A 17,983-nucleotide genomic window follows, 5' to 3' on the forward strand; every position below is an offset into this window, starting at 1 on the left:
CTCTCCTTCTACTGAACTGACTTCACCTCTGTTATCGTCCCGGTCGACGTACTGGCAAGACCCGAGGCGGTAAACGTGACCGTGAGGACGCGATGAGAGCGGTACGGCTGAGAAGCTGGGGACGGGGCCCGGAACTCACCGAAGTCGAGCAGCCGGTGCCCCGGGGGGCCGAAGTCCTGGTGCGGGTGGAAGCGGCCGGACTGTGCCACTCCGATCTCCATGTCGCCGACGCGGCCCCTGGCGCTCTCCCCTACCGGCTGCCGTTCACCCTCGGCCATGAGGTCGCCGGGCACATCGCGGGGCTCGGGCCCGAGGTCGCGGCCGACAGCCCGGCGGTGGGTGAGCGGGTAGTGCTCTACGGCCCGTGGGGCTGCGGAACCTGCGCCCGCTGCGCCGACGGCCGGGACAACTACTGTGACCGGCGCGGCGATCTCGGCTGGCACGGGGCGGGTCTCGGCCGGGACGGTGGCATGGCCGACCACGTCCTCGTTCCGTCGGCCCGCCATCTGCTGCCGATCGGCGGCCTGCCCGCCGAACAGGCGGCTCCGCTCTCCGACGCCGGACTGACCTCGTATCACGCCGTGGCGGGACTACGGCACCTGCTCCACGAGGGGACCACCGCCGTGGTCATCGGGATCGGCGGGCTCGGACATCTGGCGGTCCAGATCCTGCGCGCGACCACGCAGTGCCGGGTGCTCGCTGTCGACGTACGCGAGGAGGCACTGGCTCTCGCCCACCGCTCGGGTGCGCTCGCCGGGACCCTGATGCAGGCGGATACGGCCCGCACGCTCACCGCGCAGAGCGGCGGTCCGGGTGCGGACGCCGTGCTCGACTTCGTCGGCAGCCGGTCGACGCTCGAACTCGCCACCGCCGTCCTGCGCCCGGGTGGCGAACTCGCCGTCGTCGGCAGCGCGGGCGGACACCTGACGGTGCGCAAGCCGGGCCTCCTCCCGCCGGGCTTCCGCCTCTCCCTGCCCTTCTGGGGCACCAGGCCGGAGCTGGCCGAGGTGATCGCACTCGCCCGCGCCGGGGCACTGCGTGTCTCCACGCAACGGTTCCCACTGTCGGCCGCCGACGACGCCTTCGCTCAGCTCCGACGCGGAGAGGTAAGAGGACGGGCCGTACTGATCCCCGACTGATGCCGGGATGACGGCCTGGCAACGAGCAGCAGACCGCCCCTAGTTCGCCAGGTCGATCTGGTAGCGGAGGAAGCCGCGGTAGTCGGCGACCTTGTCGTAGAGGTGGCGGGCGGTGGCGTTGGACTCGTGGGTGACCCAGTAGACCCAGTAGACCCGGCAGCACTGGTTGTCCTGGGCCCACGCGGCGACGGCCGCGATCAGCGATCGGGCCACTCCCTTGCCCCGTGCATGAGGCGCGGTGCAGCATTGCAAGAATATACCATCAGGCGCATATTTTTGCATCGAGGGGTGGGGGTGTCCCCCCGTCACGTGATTTTCACGGGTGGACGTCCGAGGCATCCGGCCCGCGCCTGGAGTGCATCCTCCGTGACCTCGATCGCCATGGGGTCGATACTGAGGCTGAGCGGCTCGGGAGCGACCTGGACTGCCAAGATCGAGAACCGGGCATACCCACCGCGACCAGCGGAAACACTGCTCAGAGGCCAGGCTTTAGTCTCACCAGGAGGTACCCGTGAAGATGCTGATGAATGTGCCGGAGAGTGTGGTTGCGGACGCTTTGCGGGGGATGGGCGCGGCACATCCGGAGCTGGTGGTGGATGTCGAGGGACGGGTGGTCGTACGGCGGGACGCGCCGGTGGCGGGAAAGGTCGCGCTGGTGTCCGGCGGTGGGAGCGGGCACGAGCCGCTGCACGGGGGGTTCGTCGGGCCCGGGATGCTGGATGCCGCGTGCCCCGGCGAGGTGTTCACCTCTCCCGTGCCGGATCAGATGGTGCGCGCCGCGGCGGCCGTGGACAGCGGCCAGGGCGTGCTGTTCATCGTGAAGAACTACACCGGTGACGTGCTGAATTTCCAGATGGCCGCGGAGCTGGCGGAGGACGAGGGCGTGCAGGTCGCCACCGTGCTCGTCAACGACGACGTGGCGGTGACGGACTCGACGTTCACGGCGGGGCGGCGCGGGACAGGAGCGACGCTGTTCGTGGAGAAGGTGGCCGGCGCGGCGGCCGAGGAGGGCCAGCCGCTGGAGCGGGTCGAGGCGGTCGCCCGCCAGGTGGTGGAGACCTCGCGGAGTTTCGGGGTCGCGCTGAGCGCCTGTACGACACCGTCGAAGGGCAGCCCGACGTTCGATCTGCCCGCCGGTGAGCTGGAGTTGGGGATCGGAATCCACGGCGAGCCGGGGCGCGAGCGACGGCCGATGATGACCTCGGGCGAGATCGCGGACGCGGCGGTGGGCGCGATCCTGGACGACTGGCGGCCCGCGGGGCCGGTGCTGGCACTGGTCAACGGGATGGGCGCGACGCCGCTGCTGGAGCTGTACGGATTCAACGCGGAGGTGCACCGGGTGCTCGGCGAGCGCGGCGTGCCGGTGGCCCGTACGCTCGTCGGCAACTACGTCACGTCGCTGGACATGGCGGGCGCCTCGGTGACGCTGTGCCAGGCGGACGAGGAAGTGCTGCGCCTGTGGGACGCGCCGGTGCAGACACCCGGGCTACGGTGGGGTCGCTGACCTGCCCGTATCGATGACGCCGGACGACCGACGACTTCCCGTACTCCGCACCCGTACTCTCACCTGCACTCGTACTCGTACCCGTATCCGTACTCGTACCGCGATCTCAGGAGCAGCACGTGACCGAAACGGCCCTTGACGCCGCGCTCTTCATCCGCTGGATGCAGGCTGCCGCCGCCCTGGTGGACCGGGAGGCCGAGCGCCTCACCGAGCTGGACTCCCCCATCGGCGACGCCGACCACGGCAGCAATCTGCAGCGCGGCTTCACCGCCGTCGCCAAGGCCCTGGAAGCGGAGCCGCCGGTGACGCCCGGTGCCGTACTGACCACCGCGGGGCGGCAGTTGATCTCGACCGTGGGCGGCGCCTCGGGGCCGCTGTACGGGACGCTGCTGCGCCGTACGGGCAAGGCGCTGGGCGACGCGCCCGGCGTGACCGCCGAGGAACTGCGCGCCGCGCTGCGCGGCGGGGTCGACGCGGTGGCCCAGCTCGGCGGCTCGGCGGTGGGCGACAAGACGATGCTGGACGCGCTGGACCCGGCGGTCGAGGCGCTGGCCACGTCGTTCGCGGCTGCCGCCGAGGCCGCCGAGAAGGGCGCGGTGGACACCACGCCGCTGCAGGCGCGCAAGGGCCGGGCGAGTTACCTGGGCGAGCGCAGCAAGGGGCACCAGGACCCGGGGGCGACGTCCTCGGCGTTGTTGTTCGCGGCGCTCGCCGAGGTGACGGCGTGAGCGCGGAGGCGGCCGGCGGCGCTGACGCGCTGGTCGGCATCGTGCTGGTCTCGCACAGCGGGCCCGTGGCCGAGTCGGTCGCCGAGCTGGCCGTGGGACTGTCGGGCGGCGGCGCGAAGGCGCCGGTCGCGGCGGCGGGCGGCACTCCCGACGGCGGCCTCGGGACCAGCGCCGAGCTGATCACCGAGGCGGCCCGCACGGTCGACCGCGGCGCAGGCGTGGCGGTCCTGGTGGACCTGGGCAGCGCCGTCCTGACGGTCAAGGCGCTGCTCGCGGAGGGCGACGAACTGCCCGAAGGCTCCCGCCTGGTGGACGCGCCGTTCGTGGAGGGCGCGGTGGCCGCCGTGGTCACCGCGTCGGCCGGCGCGGACCTGGACGCGGTGGCCGCGGCCGCCGGAGAGGCGTACTCCTACCGCAAGGAGTGAGCGGCAGTCGACCTGACGGCCCTGTCACGCGACCCGCCTGACAGGGCCGTCAGCAGCGTCATACCGTGCTCACATGACGACGACGGTGACGGGTGGGGCGGACTTTGCAGCGCCGAGCACGGATCGGTACTTCGAGGACTACGTGCCGGGCGCTGTGTATACGTACGGGAGCGTCGTGCTCACCGAGGAGGAAATCCTCGACTTCGCGCGGCGGTTCGATCCGCAGAGCTTTCACACGGATCCCGGGGCGGCGGCGGACGGGCCGTTCAAGGGGCTGATCGCCAGTGGCTGGCACACGAGCGCCGTGATGATGCGGCTCTACGCCGATCACTTCGTGAGCAAGGTGGCGAGCCTCGCGTCACCCGGAGTGGACGAGCTGCGGTGGGTGCAACCCGTGCGGCCGGGGGACGCGTTGTCCATCCGTACGACGATCCTCGACGCGCGAGTGTCCCGGTCCAAGCCGGACCGGGGCATCGTGCGGACGGGGATCGAGGTGCTCAACCAGCGGGGCGAACCGGTGATGACACTGACGGCGATGAACTTCTTCGCCCGCCGGCCGACACGGTCCTGACAGTTCTCACGGTCCTAGCGGCTCTCCAGGCGCAGCTGGACCTCCTCCTCCTGATCACCCGCCGCCGTGCCGGCGACCGACACGACGAAGGCGGGCAACAGGGCCTTCCGCAGCTCGTCCACCGCCTGGTAGCCGCCCTGCAGCGAGATCGTGCAGGGGGCGGAGAGCTGGGTGGGTCCTGGCATGTCACGGGGCCGCTTCACCTCGAAGGTCGCGGTCCATACGCTCGGTCCCGCCCCGGCCGTCTCGTGGGGCACGTCGTCGGCCTCGCGGTCGGAGGCGAAGGACGTCCGCAGTGCGCCGAAGATGGCCGCTGCGTCCTCCGGCCTGCATCCGCTGCACTCGACCGTGACCTCCTGCGCGTGTTCCGCCTGCGTCTCCTGGTGCGCGCTGTCCACTGTGCAACCTTCCTGTTCGAGCCGTACGCGGATACCGTCCCCTTCCAGGCTCACCCCGCGGCATCGCCTGTGCGACCGGAAGGGGCGGGTGTCCCTTGCATTGTCACTCGCCCAGCGGTACGGGGGCGAACACCCCGCGCTCCCGGGCGTGCTGCCCGGCATGGCAGCGGGCCGCACACCCCGGCCGGGAAGTGTGGGGTGCGGCCACATACGCGGCGTGGGCAGGCCTTCCTACCGTGTGGCGACATCGCACCGCCTTCCCCGTCCCCGTTCCCGGTCCGGAGTGAGACATGTCCGCCACAGCGCACGTTCCACCCACCCCCGCCGGCCTGCGGCGCATCGTCGCCGCGAGCCTGATCGGCACCACCGTCGAGTGGTACGACTTCTTTCTCTACGGGTCGGCCGCCGCGCTGGTCTTCAACAAGCTGTTCTTCCCGGAATCCGATCCGCTGGTGGGGACGCTGCTGTCGTTCCTGACGTACGCGGTCGGGTTCGTCGCACGGCCCATCGGCGCGCTGGTCTTTGGTCACTACGGCGACAAGCTCGGCCGCAAGAAGCTGCTGGTGCTGAGCCTGCTGATGATGGGCGGCGCGACGTTCGCGATCGGGCTGCTGCCCACGCACGCCACGGTCGGCTCGGCTGCGCCGCTGCTGCTGACGCTGCTGCGGCTGATCCAGGGCTTCGCGCTGGGCGGCGAGTGGGGCGGCGCCGTGCTGCTGGTCAGCGAGCACGGGGACGCGCGACGGCGCGGCTTCTGGGCGTCCTGGCCACAGACGGGCGCGCCGGCCGGACAGCTACTGGCGACCGGTGTACTGGCGGCGCTCACCGCGCTCCTCCCGGACGCGGCGTTCGTGTCGTGGGGCTGGCGGGTGCCGTTCCTGCTGTCGGGCGTGCTGGTACTGCTCGGGCTGTGGATCCGGCTGTCGGTGGACGAGTCGCCGGTGTTCAAGGCGGCGCTGGCGCAGGCGGCGGCGCGCAAGGACGAGGAGCGCGCGGCCGAGAAGCTGCCGCTCGTCGCCGTCCTGCGGCACCACTGGCGGGACGTGCTGATCGCGATGGGCGCGCGGATGGCCGAGAACATCTCGTACTACGTGATCACGGCGTTTGTCCTGGTCTACGCCACGACCCACTCCGGGGTGTCCCAGCAGACCGCGCTGAACGCCGTACTGCTCGCTTCCGTACTGCACTTCGCGGTGATCCCGGCGTGGGGCGCGCTCTCGGACCGGATCGGGCGGCGCCCGGTGTACCTCATCGGGGCGCTGGGCGTGGCGGCCTGGGCTTTCCCCTTCTTCGCGCTGGTCGACAGCCGGAACTTCGGGCTGCTGCTGCTCGCGGTGAGTGTCGGGCTGGTCTTCCACGGGGCGATGTACGCGCCGCAGGCGGCGTTCTTCGCGGAGATGTTCGCGACGCGGATGCGGTACTCGGGCGCGTCGATCGGCGCCCAGTTCTCGTCGGTCGCGGCCGGCGCCCCGGCGCCGCTGATCGCCACCGCACTGCTGGCGGAATACGGCAGCTCCACGCCGATCTCCCTGTACGTCATGGGCGCGGCGGTGCTGACACTGATCGCCCTGTACGCGGCCAAGGAGACCCGCCAGCGGGACCTGACGGCGATCGACCCCGAGCCTTCAGCGGCGAAGGAGGACGCGCGGGCGGCGGAGGCGGGGACGGGCTGAGGGGTGGGGGCCGGGGGCGGAGCCCGGGGGGCGGTATGTGTACCGGCCTCCCCCCGGGCTGTGGATAACCGGCCGAGGGTTAGTGGGGCGCGCTAACTTCGGGGGGTGTGTGGTGGAGGTGGGGGAGGGGCCTTGCCACCGGTGGGAAGCTCTCCCAGTGGATGGGGAGAGGGAGGGGCCCTGCCAGGAATTCTAGTCGCCGAGCGCCGCCGACAACTGATGCAGCCGCAGCGCCAGTTGCAGCTCCAGCGCCCGCGACGGCGACTGCCAGTCCGACCCCAGCAGCCGGCCGATGCGGTCCAGGCGTTGGGCGACCGTGTTGACGTGTACGTGGAGGGCGTCCTTCGTACGGGCCGGGCTCATCCCGCTGTCGAAGTACGCGTGCAGCGTGCGCAACAGGTCCGTGCCGCGGCGCGCGTCGTAGTCGGCGACCTCGCCGAGCGTGCGGCGGACGAAGCCGTCCACGTCCCGGCCGTCGGCGAGCAGCAACCCGAGGAAGCCGAAGTCCTCGGCGGCGGCGCCCTGTCCGGCGCGGCCGAGGACCCGCAGCGCCTCGCGGCAGCGGCGGGCCTGCGCGTAGGCGGCGGCGACGGCGGCAGGCTCCGCCGCCGGGGCCGGTACGGGCGCGGAAGCACCGACGGTGACCGGCGCCTGCACGGCGGCGCCGAGCTGGCGGGCGACCCGCCGGGCGGCCTCGCCCGGCTCGCCGCCGTCCTGGTCACCGCCCGCATCGCCACCCCGGCCCAACGGCAGCAGCAGGACCACGCCCGCGTCCCGGGCGGCGGCCAGTCCGTGCCGGGTCGCGGCCAGGTGGGAGGCCGCTGACCACAGCCGCTGCCGCGCGGTGGCCCCAGCGCTTTCAGGGCCACCGGGCCGAGCGGCGCCACCGGCCGGGACCGGCCCCGGCCCGGCCAGGACCGCCCCCTCCAGCCCCTCGCAGGCAGGGTCCTCGATACGAGCCGCGAACACCACGTGCGGTACGTCCAGGTCGGCGGCGACCCGCGCCGCGCGCTCGCGCAGCAGCCGCGGGTCGCGGTCCGGGGCTTCCAGCAGGTCGTCGAGGAGTTCGCCGCGTACCCGCTGCTCGGCCTCGCCCGCGGTGCGGCGGGCGAGCAGCAGCAGGGAGGTGACCATGGCGGCGCGTTCCAGGGTGCGCTGGTCGACGGGGTCCAGGCGGGGATGGCCGCGCAGTACGAGCGCGCCGAGTACCTCGCTGCCGGAGCGGACGGCGGCCACCCAGTCGTCGCCGTCGCGTACGGCGTGGCCGTCGGCGCGGGAGCGGTCCAGGGCCTCGGCCGGTACCCGCTCGGCGTCGGTGAACTCCACGGTGCCGTCGAGTACTTCGGCGACGGCCGCGGCCACGTCCTGTACGCCGCCGCCGCGCAGCACGAGCTCGGCGAGCCGGTCGTGGATGTCGGAGGCGCGCTCGATGACGCCGCTGCGGTCGCGGATGATCTCGTTGGCGGCCTCCAGCTCGGTCATCGCTTTGCGGGTCTCGGCGAGCAGGTTGGCGGTGTCGATGGCGACGGCGGCGTGCGCGGCGTGCGCGGAGAGCAGGGCGATCTCGGCGTGGTCGAAGACGCGGACCCGGCGGTCGGCGGCGAAGAGTACGCCGATGACGCCGCTGCCGAGCTTGAGCGGTACACCGAGGATCGCGACCAGCCCCTCGTCCCGTACCCCGGTGTCGATCGCCCGGGTGTGCTGGAAGCGCGGGTCGTCGAAGTAGCTGTCGGTGACGTAGGGGCGGGCGGTCTGCGCGACGAGGCCGCCCAGCCCCTCCCCCATGCCCAGCCGGAGCTGCTGGAAGCGGGCCGAGACGGAGCCGTCAGTGACTCGCATGTAGGTGTCGCCCTCGACGGGGTCGTTGAGGGTCATGTACGCGGTCTCGGTGCCGAGGAGGGAGCGGGCCCGCTGGACGATGGCCCGCAGCACGGCGTCCAGGTCCCGGAGTCCGGCCAGGTCGTGCGCGGTCTCGTACAGCGCGGACAGCTCGGCCTCGCGGCGCCGCCGGCCCTCCAGCTCGGTACGGACGCGCAGCGCGAGCAGCTTGGCGTGTTCCAGCGCTGCCAGCCGCTCGGCGGAGGCGCCGGCGGCGCGGGCGCGCAGTACCGCGCGTTCGAAGTCCTCGGCGGGCGCGCCGGTGGCGAGCAGGTCGAGGAAGGGGGTCTCGGCCGGTTCGGCGGACGGCTCGGCGGGCTGCTGGGGTGGCATGGACCTAGGGATACCTCCGGTACGGCGCGGCGCGCCAGCCGCGGTGGGACCCGCCGGGCCCGTGCCGCCGGTCGCGGCGTCCCCCGAGGTCAGTGCGCCGTCCATCCGCCGTCCATGGCCAGCGAGGTGCCGGTGATGAACGATGCCTGGGGGCTGCAGAGGTAGGCGACGGCGTCGGCGACCTCGGCCGGCTCGACGAGCCGCTTCACGGCGGAGTCGGCGAGCAGGACCTCGGTGAGCACTCGCTCGGCGGGAATGCCGTGGGCTTCTGCCTGGTCGGCGAGCTGCTTCTCGACGAGCGGGGTGCGGACGTAGCCGGGGTTGACGCAGTTGGAGGTGACGCCGTGTTCGGCGCCTTCCAGGGCCGCGACCTTGGAGAGGCCCTCCAGGCCGTGCTTGGCGGCGACGTAGGCGGACTTGTAGGGCGAGGCGCGCAGGCCGTGCACGGAGGAGATGTTGACGATGCGGCCCCAGCCTTGCGCGTACATGTGCGGCAGCGCGCCGCGTACGAGGCGGAAGGGGGCTTCCAGCATGACCTTCAGTACGGTCGCGAAGACGTCGGGCGGGAACTCCTCGATGGGGCGGACGAGCTGGATTCCCGCGTTGTTGACGAGGATGTCGGCGCCGGCCGCGGTCTTTTCGGCGGCGTCGAGGTCGGTGAGGTCGAGGGTGACCTGCTGGAGCGTGCCGGGGAGCCCGTCGGCCTGCTTCGCGAGGCGGGCGAGCCCGTCGGCGTCCCGGTCGAGCGCGCGGACGGTGGCGCCGGCCGCGGCCAGCCGCAGGGCGCAGGCGGCGCCGATGCCACTGGCCGCGCCGGTGACGAGTGCGGTGCGGCCCCCGAGGTCGGGGCCTGCGACGTCGGTACCTGGTGTGGAGGTGGCGCTCATGGGCGCCACCTTAGGCAGCGAGCGGTGCGGTACCGATGTGGGGCGGGACCACAAGACGCGGCATGAGCATGTGTGCGGAGCCCTTGGGGCAGGGCCTCAGCGCACGCCGCGGGGGCGGAACTGGATGCTGATGCGGGGGCCGACCGGGCGGGCGGTCTTGGGGATGGCGTGGTCCCAGGTGCGCTGGCAGGAGCCGCCCATGACGATCAGGTCGCCGTGGCCGAGGGGGCGGCGGACGGTCGCTCCGCCGCCGTCCCGGGGGCGCAGGACCAGCGCCCTGGGCTCGCCGACGGAGAGGATCGCGACCATGGTGTCCTGGCTGCGGCCGCGGCCGATGCGGTCGCCGTGCCAGGCGACGCTGTCCTCGCCGTCGCGGTAGTAGCACAGTCCTGCCGTGCGGAACGGCTCGCCGAGCTCGGCGGCGTAGTGGGCGCTGAGCGCGTCGCGGGCCTCGGCGAGCACCGGGTGCGGCAGCTCCTCGTCCTCGCCGTAGTGGCACAGCAGCCGGGGTACGTCGACGACGCGCTCGTACATCTGGCGCCGCTCGGCGTGCCAGGGGACCGTGCCGACCAGTTCGTCGAAGAGCGCGTCGGCGCCGGTCAGCCAGCCCGGCAGGACGTCGATCCAGGCGCCGAGCCCGAGGTGCGTGCGGTCGATGCCGTCCAGCGGGCGGAGTCCGGTCTCGTCGGCCGCGGCGAAGAGCGAGCTCTGCACATGCATGTACTCAGCCTACGCCGTGTTCGAATTTTTGTACGAATACTGTACGAGTCAGGAGTCGCGGAACACGGCCGCCAGCTCGCCCCGCGACCGCACCCCGACCTTCGCGTACACATGCGTGAGGTGGTACTGCACGGTCTTCACCGACAGGAACAGCTCCGACGCGACCTGCCCGTTGCTCATCCCGCGCGCGACCAGCCGGGCCACCGCCCGCTCCTGTGCGGTGAGCCGGGAGAAGTCCTCAGCGCCGCCCCGTTTCAGCCCGCCCGCCTGCAGCTCCCGCTCGCAGCGCTCGACATACGTGCGCGCACCCAGCAGCACGTACGCGTCCCGGGCGTTCTGGAGCAGCGCGTCCGCCTCCTTGCGCTTGCCCGCGCGGCGCAGCGTCTGCCCGTACGCGTAGCTCACCCGTGCCCGGTCGTACGGGAGGGGCAGGTGCTCCAGGTGGGCCAGCGCGCCTTCGAAGTGGGCGCGCGCCGCGTCCAGGTCGCCCTCGGTGCCGGCGATCCGGCCGCGTACGTAGCCGAGCCTGGCCATCGTGGAGCGGTGGCCGCGGTCGGCGGCCAGCTCCTCGAAGGGCCGCAGGAAGGCGTCGGCCTCGGGCACCCGGTTGGTCATCACCAGCGCGTTGGCGTAGACGTCCTGCCAGGGCCAGAAGCCTGGCTCGTCGATGCCGGCGCGCTGCCGCAGCCGCAGGACGGGCTCCAGCGCCGCGGTCACCCGCTCGTACTGGCCGCGGGCCTCGACGACCTGGGCGCGGGCGAGGCAGGCGGGTACCACCATCGTCTCGTAGTGCTGCATGTCGGCCGTGGCCTGCCGGGCGTGGTGGTAGGCGGTGGGCCAGTTGCCGCGCAGCGCGTGGATCTGGGCGCCCGTCCAGTGCACGAGCGGGCGCAGCAGCTCCATGCGGGCCTCGGAGACCTGGGCGACGGCCCGGTCGGCGGTCCGCAGCGCGTCGGACCAGGCGCCGAGCGCGAACTGGGTACGGGCGAGCCATGCCTGCGCCCACAGGGAGATGCGCAGCGAGCCGCCGCGGATGCCGGTCGGCACGGCGCCCTCCAGCTCCCGCCGGGCCGCCTCCGGGTCGTCCAGGGCCAGGTCCATCCAGCCGCGGCCCATCTGCACGCGCTGGGACTGGGCGCCGCTGGAGATCCGCGCGAGGACGTCGTCGTAGGCGTGCGCGGCCTCCTCGGGGTGGCCCATGGCGGCCAGTCCGAGGCCGAGGATGGCCTCGGATTCGACGGCCGAGGGCTCCATGGGGCCGACCAGGTCGACGGCCTTGCGCGCCCAGTGGACGAGTTCGGCGGCGTGCGCGCGGCCGAGCGAGTGCAGGACCCGGCGCTGGCAGATGGCGGCGGCGAGCTCGGGGCGGCGGGTGGGGTCGCAGCGTTCCCAGGCGTGCGTCAGATATACCTCGGCCTCTTCGGGGCGGCCGCGGGTGATCGCGAGGTAGCCGAGTACGGAGTCGCGCAGGGCGCTGGGCGGGAAGCTCTCCAGCTCGGCGGCGAACGTCTCGGCCTGCGGCCGGTCGCCCGCGCCGACCAGCGCGTCCACGGCGCGCAGCAGCCGGTCCCTGCGGGTGGTGCGGGCCGGGCTGAGCCGGCTGGCGGCGACCAGCGCGCCGGCCGCCTCGGACCAGGCGCCCGCGGCGGCCCGGTCGGCGGCGAAGCGGTCCAGGTCGTCGGCGAGCTCGGCGTCGGCTGCGGGGGTCGCGGCGACGCGGTGCATCAGGCGGCGGCCGTGGTCCTCGACGGTCTCGGCGGCGCGCCGGTGCAGGTCGCCGCGTTCGACGAGGCCGAGCGCGCCGTGCACGGCGGCCCGTACGAGGGGGTGCGGGAAGGTGAGGAGGGTGAGCCCGGGGCCGTCTGTGCGGGTCAGCAGTCCGGCGTCGCATGCCTCGTCGACGGCGGCGAGCGGGTCCGCGACGCCGGAGAGTTCGGCGGCCTCCGCGAACGGCACCGACTCCCCCAGCGCCGAGCATGCCTCGATGAGGGTACGGGCCTGGGCTCCGCAGCCGTCGAGGCGGCGCTGTACGGCGGAGGCGTACCGCCGGGGCGCAGGCAGGGCCGGCTGCCAGTCCCGCCAGATGCCGGGCGGTACCTCCTGCAGCAGGTCGGTGATGTGCAGCGGGTTGCCGCGGGTGTGGCGGCACAGGATGCGCGCCGCGGCGAGCGAGAGGTCGATCCGGGCGGCGCTCCAGGCGAGGACCTGCACGTCCTCGGGGGTGAGCGGGCCGAGGCGCAGCGCGCTGTCCCGGTACGCGGCGAGGAAGTCCAGTACGTCGACAGGGAGCTGGTGCAGCCGGTCATCGGCGGCCAGCAGGACGACCAGGATCTGCTCGGTGGACATGCGGCGGACGGCGGAGGCGACGGCGCGCAGCGAGGCGGCGTCCGCCCAGTGCGCGTCGTCGATGACGACGACCAGGGTGTCCTGGCCGCGTCGCTCGTTCCAGATCTCGTGGAGTCGGTGGCCGGCGGCCGGCGGGTCGAGTTCCGGTGCGAGGGTGGCGCCCGCGGCCTTGGCGAGCTGTTCCGCGACCCCGAGGTCGAGGCCGTTCTCCCAGCGGACGCCGTTCGCGCGGTGGACGCGGACCGACGCCTGCTCGCTCAAGAAATGATTGACCAAAGCGGTCTTGCCCATGCCGGAGGCCCCCTCGACCAGGATGGTCGAGGGGTGTCCGGCGCGGGCGGCGGCCAGCAGGCGGTCCAGGGCCGCCAGCTCGGCCTGGCGGCCTGCCGGGCCGCGCGGGGCCTCGTCGTGCCCGCCGTGCTCTTCGGTGTTCACGCCGTCGTGATCGTCCATCGCGCCTCAGATTAGTCCCGCGGGGTCCCTCCCGCGGGGGTGGTCACCCCTGGTCACCACCGGCCACGGGCAGCACGGACCCGGTGATGTAGGACGCCTCGTCGGAGGCCAGGAAGCAGATCGCGGCGGCCTGCTCCTCCAGCTTCCCGTACCGCTTGAGCAGCGAGGACTCCACGGTCTGGTCGACGATCTGCTGGTACCAGACGCGCTCCTGCTCGTCGGCCGCGGCGGGTCCGCGGGCGACCCGGCGGGGCGGTGCGTCGGTGCCGCCGGGCGCGGTGGCGACGACGCGGATGCCGTACGGGGCCGCCTCCAGCGCCAGCGCGGAGGTGATGCCGTTGACGCCGCCCTTGGCCGCGGCGTACGGGACGCGGTTGACGCCGCGGGTGGCCACCGAGGAGACGTTCACGATCGTGCCGGAGCGCTGCGCGATCAGATGCGGGAGCACCGCGTGGCAGGTCCACAGCGTCGGGAAGAGCGAGCGCTGCACCTCGGCCCGGATCTGCTCGGGCGTGTAGTGCTCGTAGGGCCTGGCCCAGATGGTGCCGCCGACGTTGTTGACCAGGACGTCGATCCGGCCGCCGAGCGCTTGGTGCGCCTCGGTGACGGCCTGCTCGGCCCCGTCGTACTGCTCCAGGTCGGCGGTGATCCCGTACGCGGTGGCACCGTCCTTGACCAGCTCCGCCGCCACCTCGTGCACGAGCTCCGCGCGGTCGACGAGCGCGACCTCGGCGCCCTCGGCGGCCAGCCGGCGCGCCACGCACTCGCCGATGCCCTGGGCGGCGCCGGTGACCACGGCCTTCTTGCCGGCGAACCGGCCGGGGAAGTGGGTCATCGGGCGGCGCCCGCGAGTTCGGCGGCGGCAGCGGTGCCGGAGGGGGCGAACTTCTCGTGGTGGAAGGCGGCGGGGGTGATCCCCTGCTCCTGGAGGTGGGTCCGCACGCCTTCGACCATGGGCGGCGGGCCGCAGACGTACACGTCGACCTCGCCGTCGTGCAGGTGCTCGGGCCGCAGCCGGGCCGTGACGTACTCCTTGACGCAGTGGTCGTAGGTGAAGCCGGGGATGACGGCGGCGTAGTCGGCGAGGGCCTCCAGGCGGACCAGGTCCTCGTCGGTGGAGACGCCGTAGACCAGGTGAACCGGGTGGGCCGGCGGGTCGGTGGTCATCTTCTCCAGCATGGACAGCATCGGCGCCAGGCCGGTGCCGCCGGCCAGCAGCAGCGCGGGCCGCCGGCTCTCGCGCAGGTAGAAGCTGCCCATGGGGCCGGTGAATTCGAGGCGGTCGCCGACCTGGGCGCGGTCCCGCAGATAGCCCGACATCGTGCCGTCCTCGGTGAGGCGGACGAGGAAGGAGACCTGGCTCGCGGCGGGGCCCGAGCTGAAGGAGTAGGAGCGGGTGACGTCGGTGCCCGGCACGGCCACGTTGACGTACTGGCCGGGGAGGAAGGCCGGCGCGGCGCGGTCGTCCGGCTCCAGGGTGAAGGCGACGGTGGTCTCCGACAGCTTCTCCAGGGCGACCAGGGTCGCGCCGTACGTGGCGGCGGCCGTCTTCGCGGCGTCCGACGTGGTGGGGATGCGGAGCACCAGGTCGCTCTGCGGGGTCATCTGGCAGGGCAGCGCGTATCCCTGCGCGGCCTCCTCGTCGGTCAGCGCCTCCTCGATGTAGTCCCCGCCGTCGTAACTGCCGCTCTCACAGAGGGACTTGCAGGTGCCGCAGGCGCCGTCGCGGCAGTCGAGGGGGATGTTGATGCGTGCCTTGTACGAGGCGTCGGCGACGGTTTCGTCCGGTCCGCAGGTGACGAAGCGGGTGATGCCGTCCTCGAAGCTCAGGGCGACCTGGTAGCTCATGGTGAACTCGATTCGGGGGGAAGGGCGGATGATCAGATGTGGTAGATGTCGACCACGTGATGAATGCAGTCGTTCTTCAGAACGACCTTCTTCTTCCTGATCAGTGGGGTCTCGCCCGAGAAGTCGATGGTGTAGAACGACGTCCCGAAGTACGGGTCGATGTTCTGGTAGCGGTAGTACAGCGTGTGCCAGTTGAAGCGGATGTCGATCTCGGCGCCGCGGCGCTCGACGACCTCCACGTTGGCGATGTGGTGGCCGGTGCGCGGCTCGGGGAGGCTGGTCGCGCTGGAGCGGTCCGTGCGGATGCGGAAGACCCGGTCCTCCAGGCCGCCGCGGTTGGCGTAGTAGATCAGCGAGATCTCGGTCCGCGGGTCGCGGGTCAGCTCGTCGTCGTCGGCCCAGGCCGGCATCCAGAACTCGACGTCCGGGTGGTAGCACTCCAGCCACTTCTCGAACTCGCGGTCGTCGAGGTAGCGGGCCTCGCGGTAGAGGAACTGGCGGATGTCCTCGACCGGGACATCCGGGGTGACATCTGTGGTGGTGGTCATGGCTCGCTCCGTCCTTACCGGTCCTGCTGCGGGGCCGTTGCGTCCTCCGCCGCCACCGCGCGGCGCATGGTGTCCAGCCAGTAGCCGTGCTGGATCGGGTAGAGGGTCTCGTCCTCGGTGCGCGCGCCGCTCGCGATGGGGTTGATGCCGAGCTTCTTGGCGTCCTCGTCCGGGCCCTCGATCTTGTGCGCGACGCCGCGACTGAGGTCGTTCCAGGGCGCGGCCTCGGCCAGGTACGTCTTCTGGCAGGAGCGGAACTCCTCCAGGTCGTCCGGGGTGGCCATGCCGGTGGCGTTGAAGAAGTCCTCGTACTGGCGGATGCGGTTGGCGCGGGCCTCGGCGCTCTCGCCCTTGGGGGCGATGCAGTAGATCGTGACCTCGGTCCTGTCCACGGAGATCGGGCGGAAGTGCCGGATCTGGGAGCTGAACTGGTCCATCAGGTAGACGTTCGGGTACAGGCACAGATTGCGCGAGTACTCGATCATCCAGTTGGCCTTGTCCTCGCCGAACTCCGCGACCAGCTCGTCCCGGCGCTCGTTCAGCGAGCGGTTGGACGGGTCCTCCCAGCGGGTCCACAGCAGCAGGTGGCCGTGTTCGAAGGAGTAGTAGCCGCCCTTCTGGCGGGCCCAGCTCCCGGCGTCCATGTTCTTGGTGTCGTTGGCGGACTCGCCGGAGGAACGGCGGGCCGTGGTGGCCGCGTAGTTCCAGTGGGTGGCGGAGACGTGGTAGCCGTCGGCACCGTTCTCCGCCTGGACCTTCCAGTTGCCGTCGTAGGTGTAGGTGGAGGAGCCGCGCAGCACCTCCAGGCCCTCCGGTGACTGGTCCACGATCATGTCGATGATCTTGGTGGCCTCGCCGAGGTGCTCGGTGAGCGGCAGGACGTCCGGGTTGAGGCTGCCGAAGAGGAAACCGCGGTAGTTCTCGAAGCGGGCGACCTTCGTCAGGTCGTGCGAGCCGTCCTTGTTGAACTGCTCCGGATAGCCGGCGCCGCGGCCGTCCTTGACCTTCAGCAGCTTGCCGGAGTTGTTGAAGGTCCAGCCGTGGAACGGACAGGTGAAGGTGGTGCGGTTGTCCGTCTTGCGGCGGCAGAGCATCGCGCCGCGGTGGCTGCAGGCGTTGATCAGGGCGTTCAGCTCGCCGTCCTTGCTCCGCGAGATCACCACGGGCTGGCGGCCGATGTACGTCGTGAAGTAGTCGCCGACCTCGGGGATCTGCGTCTCGTGGGCGAGGTACACCCAGTTGCCCTCGAAGATGTGCTTCATCTCCAGCTCGAAGATCTCCTCGTCCGTGAAGATCTTCCGGCGCGCCCGGTGGATGCCGTTCTCCTCGTCCTCCACCAGGGCGTCGTCCAGGATCGCCCGGGTACCGGCCGACGTCTGCGTCATGGTCCCTCCAAACCTGCGTGCACGGCCCCCGTCCTGGGGCTCACGTCCGCTTTTCAGCACCATGACAGGGCGGTTACGCCGCCACCCCGGGCATTTCCCCAGGGTTCACCCAGGGCCTCATCCATATTCCTTGCATATCAATCGGCGGGAAAAGAGTATTTCTCTCGTCTGAGAACGGCTGCCTACGATGAGCCGCATCCGGCGGCCAGGAAGCCAAGGAGGCCCTCATGGAACTGCGCCACCTGCGCTATTTCGTCGCCGTCGCCGAGACCCGCCATTTCGGCCGGGCCGCGGAGAACCTGCACATGGCACAGCCACCGCTGTCCCAGGCGATCCGGCAGCTCGAGGCGGATCTCGGGGTCGAGCTCTTCACCCGCACCACCCGCCAGGTGGCCCTGACCGGGGCCGGCGAGGTCTTCCGTACCGACGCGGTGCGCATCCTGCAGTCCGTCGACGAGGCCACCACCCGTGTGCGGCGCTTCGCGAAGGGCGCGGAGGGCATTCTGCGGCTGGGGCTCACCGGAACCGCCTGCTACAAGCAGCTCCCGGAGATCGCCCGGCTGGTCAAGGAGGAGATGCCGGGAGTGGCGCTGGAGATCCACACCGAGCTGCTGACCCCGGCGCAGGAGCTGGCCCTCACCGAGAACCGTCTCGACGTGGGCATGCTCCGGCCGCCGGTCCGCCAGGAGGGCATCGTCTGCCGGGAGGTCGCCCGGGAGCCGCTGGTACTGGCGGTCCCCGAGGACCACTGGCTGAGCGACGCGGAGAGCGCCGAGGTCGCCCAGCTCCGCCACGAGAACTTCATCATGTACGCGGTCAACTCCCGCTCCGTCGTCAATGACGCGGTCACCAGGAGCTGCCTCGCGGCGGGCTACTACCCGCACTGCGCACACGACGTCACCGAGACCTCGACCGCGCTGGCGCTCGTCGCCGCCGGCCTGGGGATCGCCCTGCTCCCCGACTCCGTCCGCTCGGTCTCCCGCGACGGCGTCGTCTTCAAGCCCGTCCGGGACGCGGAGACCGTCGGACTCGCCCTCGCCTGGCGCGAGAACGACGCCTCTCCCCTGCTGGAGACGCTGATCGGCGTCCTGGAGTCGCACGACGTATTCGTACCGGACCGCGAGGACCGATGAAGAACACCGCAATC

Annotated in this window: 17 protein-coding genes; 7 read left to right on the plus strand and 10 right to left on the minus strand. The window is 72.0% G+C overall.

Going from position 1 to position 17,983, the window contains the following annotated elements; translation table 11 throughout:
• The first annotated feature begins 92 nt into the window (after window positions 1-92).
• Window positions 93-1,139: an NAD(P)-dependent alcohol dehydrogenase gene (locus tag IG84_RS0124820; RefSeq protein ID WP_031061446.1), complete on the plus strand. Its 1,047-nt coding sequence runs from the start codon at window positions 93-95 to the stop codon at window positions 1,137-1,139.
• 39 nt (window positions 1,140-1,178) lie between these two features.
• Here IG84_RS0124820 and IG84_RS42385 read toward each other — a convergent pair whose 3' ends face one another.
• Window positions 1,179-1,478: a GNAT family N-acetyltransferase gene (locus IG84_RS42385; protein ID WP_078649336.1), complete on the minus strand. Its 300-nt coding sequence runs from the start codon at window positions 1,476-1,478 to the stop codon at window positions 1,179-1,181.
• 172 nt (window positions 1,479-1,650) lie between these two features.
• Here IG84_RS42385 and dhaK point away from each other — a divergent pair, with 172 nt between their 5' ends.
• The 4 genes from dhaK to IG84_RS0124845 all read left to right on the plus strand — a co-directional run bounded on the left by dhaK (window position 1,651) and on the right by IG84_RS0124845 (window position 4,367).
• Window positions 1,651-2,643, plus strand: a complete 993-nt coding sequence (gene dhaK, locus IG84_RS0124830; RefSeq protein WP_031061451.1) for a dihydroxyacetone kinase subunit DhaK — start codon at window positions 1,651-1,653, stop codon at window positions 2,641-2,643.
• A 161-nt stretch (window positions 2,644-2,804) separates the two neighbouring features.
• Window positions 2,805-3,371, plus strand: a complete 567-nt coding sequence (gene dhaL, locus IG84_RS0124835; protein WP_031061455.1) for a dihydroxyacetone kinase subunit DhaL — start codon at window positions 2,805-2,807, stop codon at window positions 3,369-3,371.
• On the plus strand, window positions 3,368-3,796 hold the full coding sequence (locus tag IG84_RS0124840) for a PTS-dependent dihydroxyacetone kinase phosphotransferase subunit DhaM (protein ID WP_031061458.1): 429 nt from the start codon (window positions 3,368-3,370) through the stop codon (window positions 3,794-3,796). The genes dhaL and IG84_RS0124840 overlap by 4 nt, the downstream gene beginning before the upstream one ends.
• A 73-nt stretch (window positions 3,797-3,869) precedes the next feature.
• On the plus strand, window positions 3,870-4,367 hold the full coding sequence (locus tag IG84_RS0124845) for a MaoC family dehydratase (RefSeq protein WP_031061460.1): 498 nt from the start codon (window positions 3,870-3,872) through the stop codon (window positions 4,365-4,367).
• Window positions 4,368-4,381: 14 nt separating this feature from the next.
• On the opposite strand, the gene IG84_RS0124850 is transcribed toward IG84_RS0124845, so the two are convergent.
• On the minus strand, window positions 4,382-4,765 hold the full coding sequence (locus IG84_RS0124850; protein ID WP_031061463.1) for a hypothetical protein: 384 nt from the start codon (window positions 4,763-4,765) through the stop codon (window positions 4,382-4,384).
• Window positions 4,766-5,055: 290 nt separating this feature from the next.
• Here IG84_RS0124850 and IG84_RS0124855 point away from each other — a divergent pair, with 290 nt between their 5' ends.
• A complete protein-coding gene (locus IG84_RS0124855; protein ID WP_031061466.1) occupies window positions 5,056-6,438 on the plus strand; it encodes an MFS transporter in 1,383 nt (460 codons plus the stop codon).
• A 192-nt stretch (window positions 6,439-6,630) separates the two neighbouring features.
• On the opposite strand, the gene IG84_RS0124860 is transcribed toward IG84_RS0124855, so the two are convergent.
• The 8 genes from IG84_RS0124860 to benA form a co-directional block, all read right to left on the minus strand.
• A complete protein-coding gene (locus IG84_RS0124860) occupies window positions 6,631-8,649 on the minus strand; it encodes a helix-turn-helix domain-containing protein (RefSeq protein WP_037800834.1) in 2,019 nt (672 codons plus the stop codon).
• Window positions 8,650-8,738: 89 nt separating this feature from the next.
• Window positions 8,739-9,536, minus strand: a complete 798-nt coding sequence (locus IG84_RS0124865) for a 3-hydroxybutyrate dehydrogenase (protein ID WP_031061472.1) — start codon at window positions 9,534-9,536, stop codon at window positions 8,739-8,741.
• Window positions 9,537-9,632: 96 nt separating this feature from the next.
• Entirely contained in the window at window positions 9,633-10,256 is a 624-nt protein-coding gene (locus IG84_RS0124870; RefSeq protein WP_031061475.1) for an alpha-ketoglutarate-dependent dioxygenase AlkB, read from the minus strand.
• A 48-nt stretch (window positions 10,257-10,304) separates the two neighbouring features.
• Entirely contained in the window at window positions 10,305-13,055 is a 2,751-nt protein-coding gene (locus IG84_RS0124875; protein WP_078649338.1) for a helix-turn-helix transcriptional regulator, read from the minus strand.
• 43 nt (window positions 13,056-13,098) lie between these two features.
• Entirely contained in the window at window positions 13,099-13,890 is a 792-nt protein-coding gene (locus tag IG84_RS0124880) for a 1,6-dihydroxycyclohexa-2,4-diene-1-carboxylate dehydrogenase (RefSeq protein ID WP_031061481.1), read from the minus strand.
• On the minus strand, window positions 13,887-14,903 hold the full coding sequence (benC, locus tag IG84_RS0124885) for a benzoate 1,2-dioxygenase electron transfer component BenC (protein WP_051862349.1): 1,017 nt from the start codon (window positions 14,901-14,903) through the stop codon (window positions 13,887-13,889). The genes IG84_RS0124880 and benC overlap by 4 nt, the downstream gene beginning before the upstream one ends.
• A 32-nt stretch (window positions 14,904-14,935) precedes the next feature.
• Window positions 14,936-15,451: a benzoate 1,2-dioxygenase small subunit gene (benB, locus tag IG84_RS0124890; RefSeq protein WP_031061486.1), complete on the minus strand. Its 516-nt coding sequence runs from the start codon at window positions 15,449-15,451 to the stop codon at window positions 14,936-14,938.
• Window positions 15,452-15,465: 14 nt separating this feature from the next.
• Complete coding sequence (gene benA, locus IG84_RS0124895) at window positions 15,466-16,836, minus strand: benzoate 1,2-dioxygenase large subunit (protein ID WP_031061488.1); 1,371 nt, start codon at window positions 16,834-16,836, stop codon at window positions 15,466-15,468.
• 227 nt (window positions 16,837-17,063) lie between these two features.
• Between benA and IG84_RS0124900 the strand changes: the two genes are divergently transcribed.
• Complete coding sequence (locus IG84_RS0124900) at window positions 17,064-17,969, plus strand: LysR substrate-binding domain-containing protein (RefSeq protein WP_031061490.1); 906 nt, start codon at window positions 17,064-17,066, stop codon at window positions 17,967-17,969.
• Window positions 17,970-17,983: the final 14 nt, after the last annotated feature.

The sequence above is a fragment of the Streptomyces ochraceiscleroticus genome (assembly GCF_000720485.1).
GTDB classification, from domain to species: Bacteria; Actinomycetota; Actinomycetes; order Streptomycetales; family Streptomycetaceae; genus Streptomyces; species Streptomyces ochraceiscleroticus.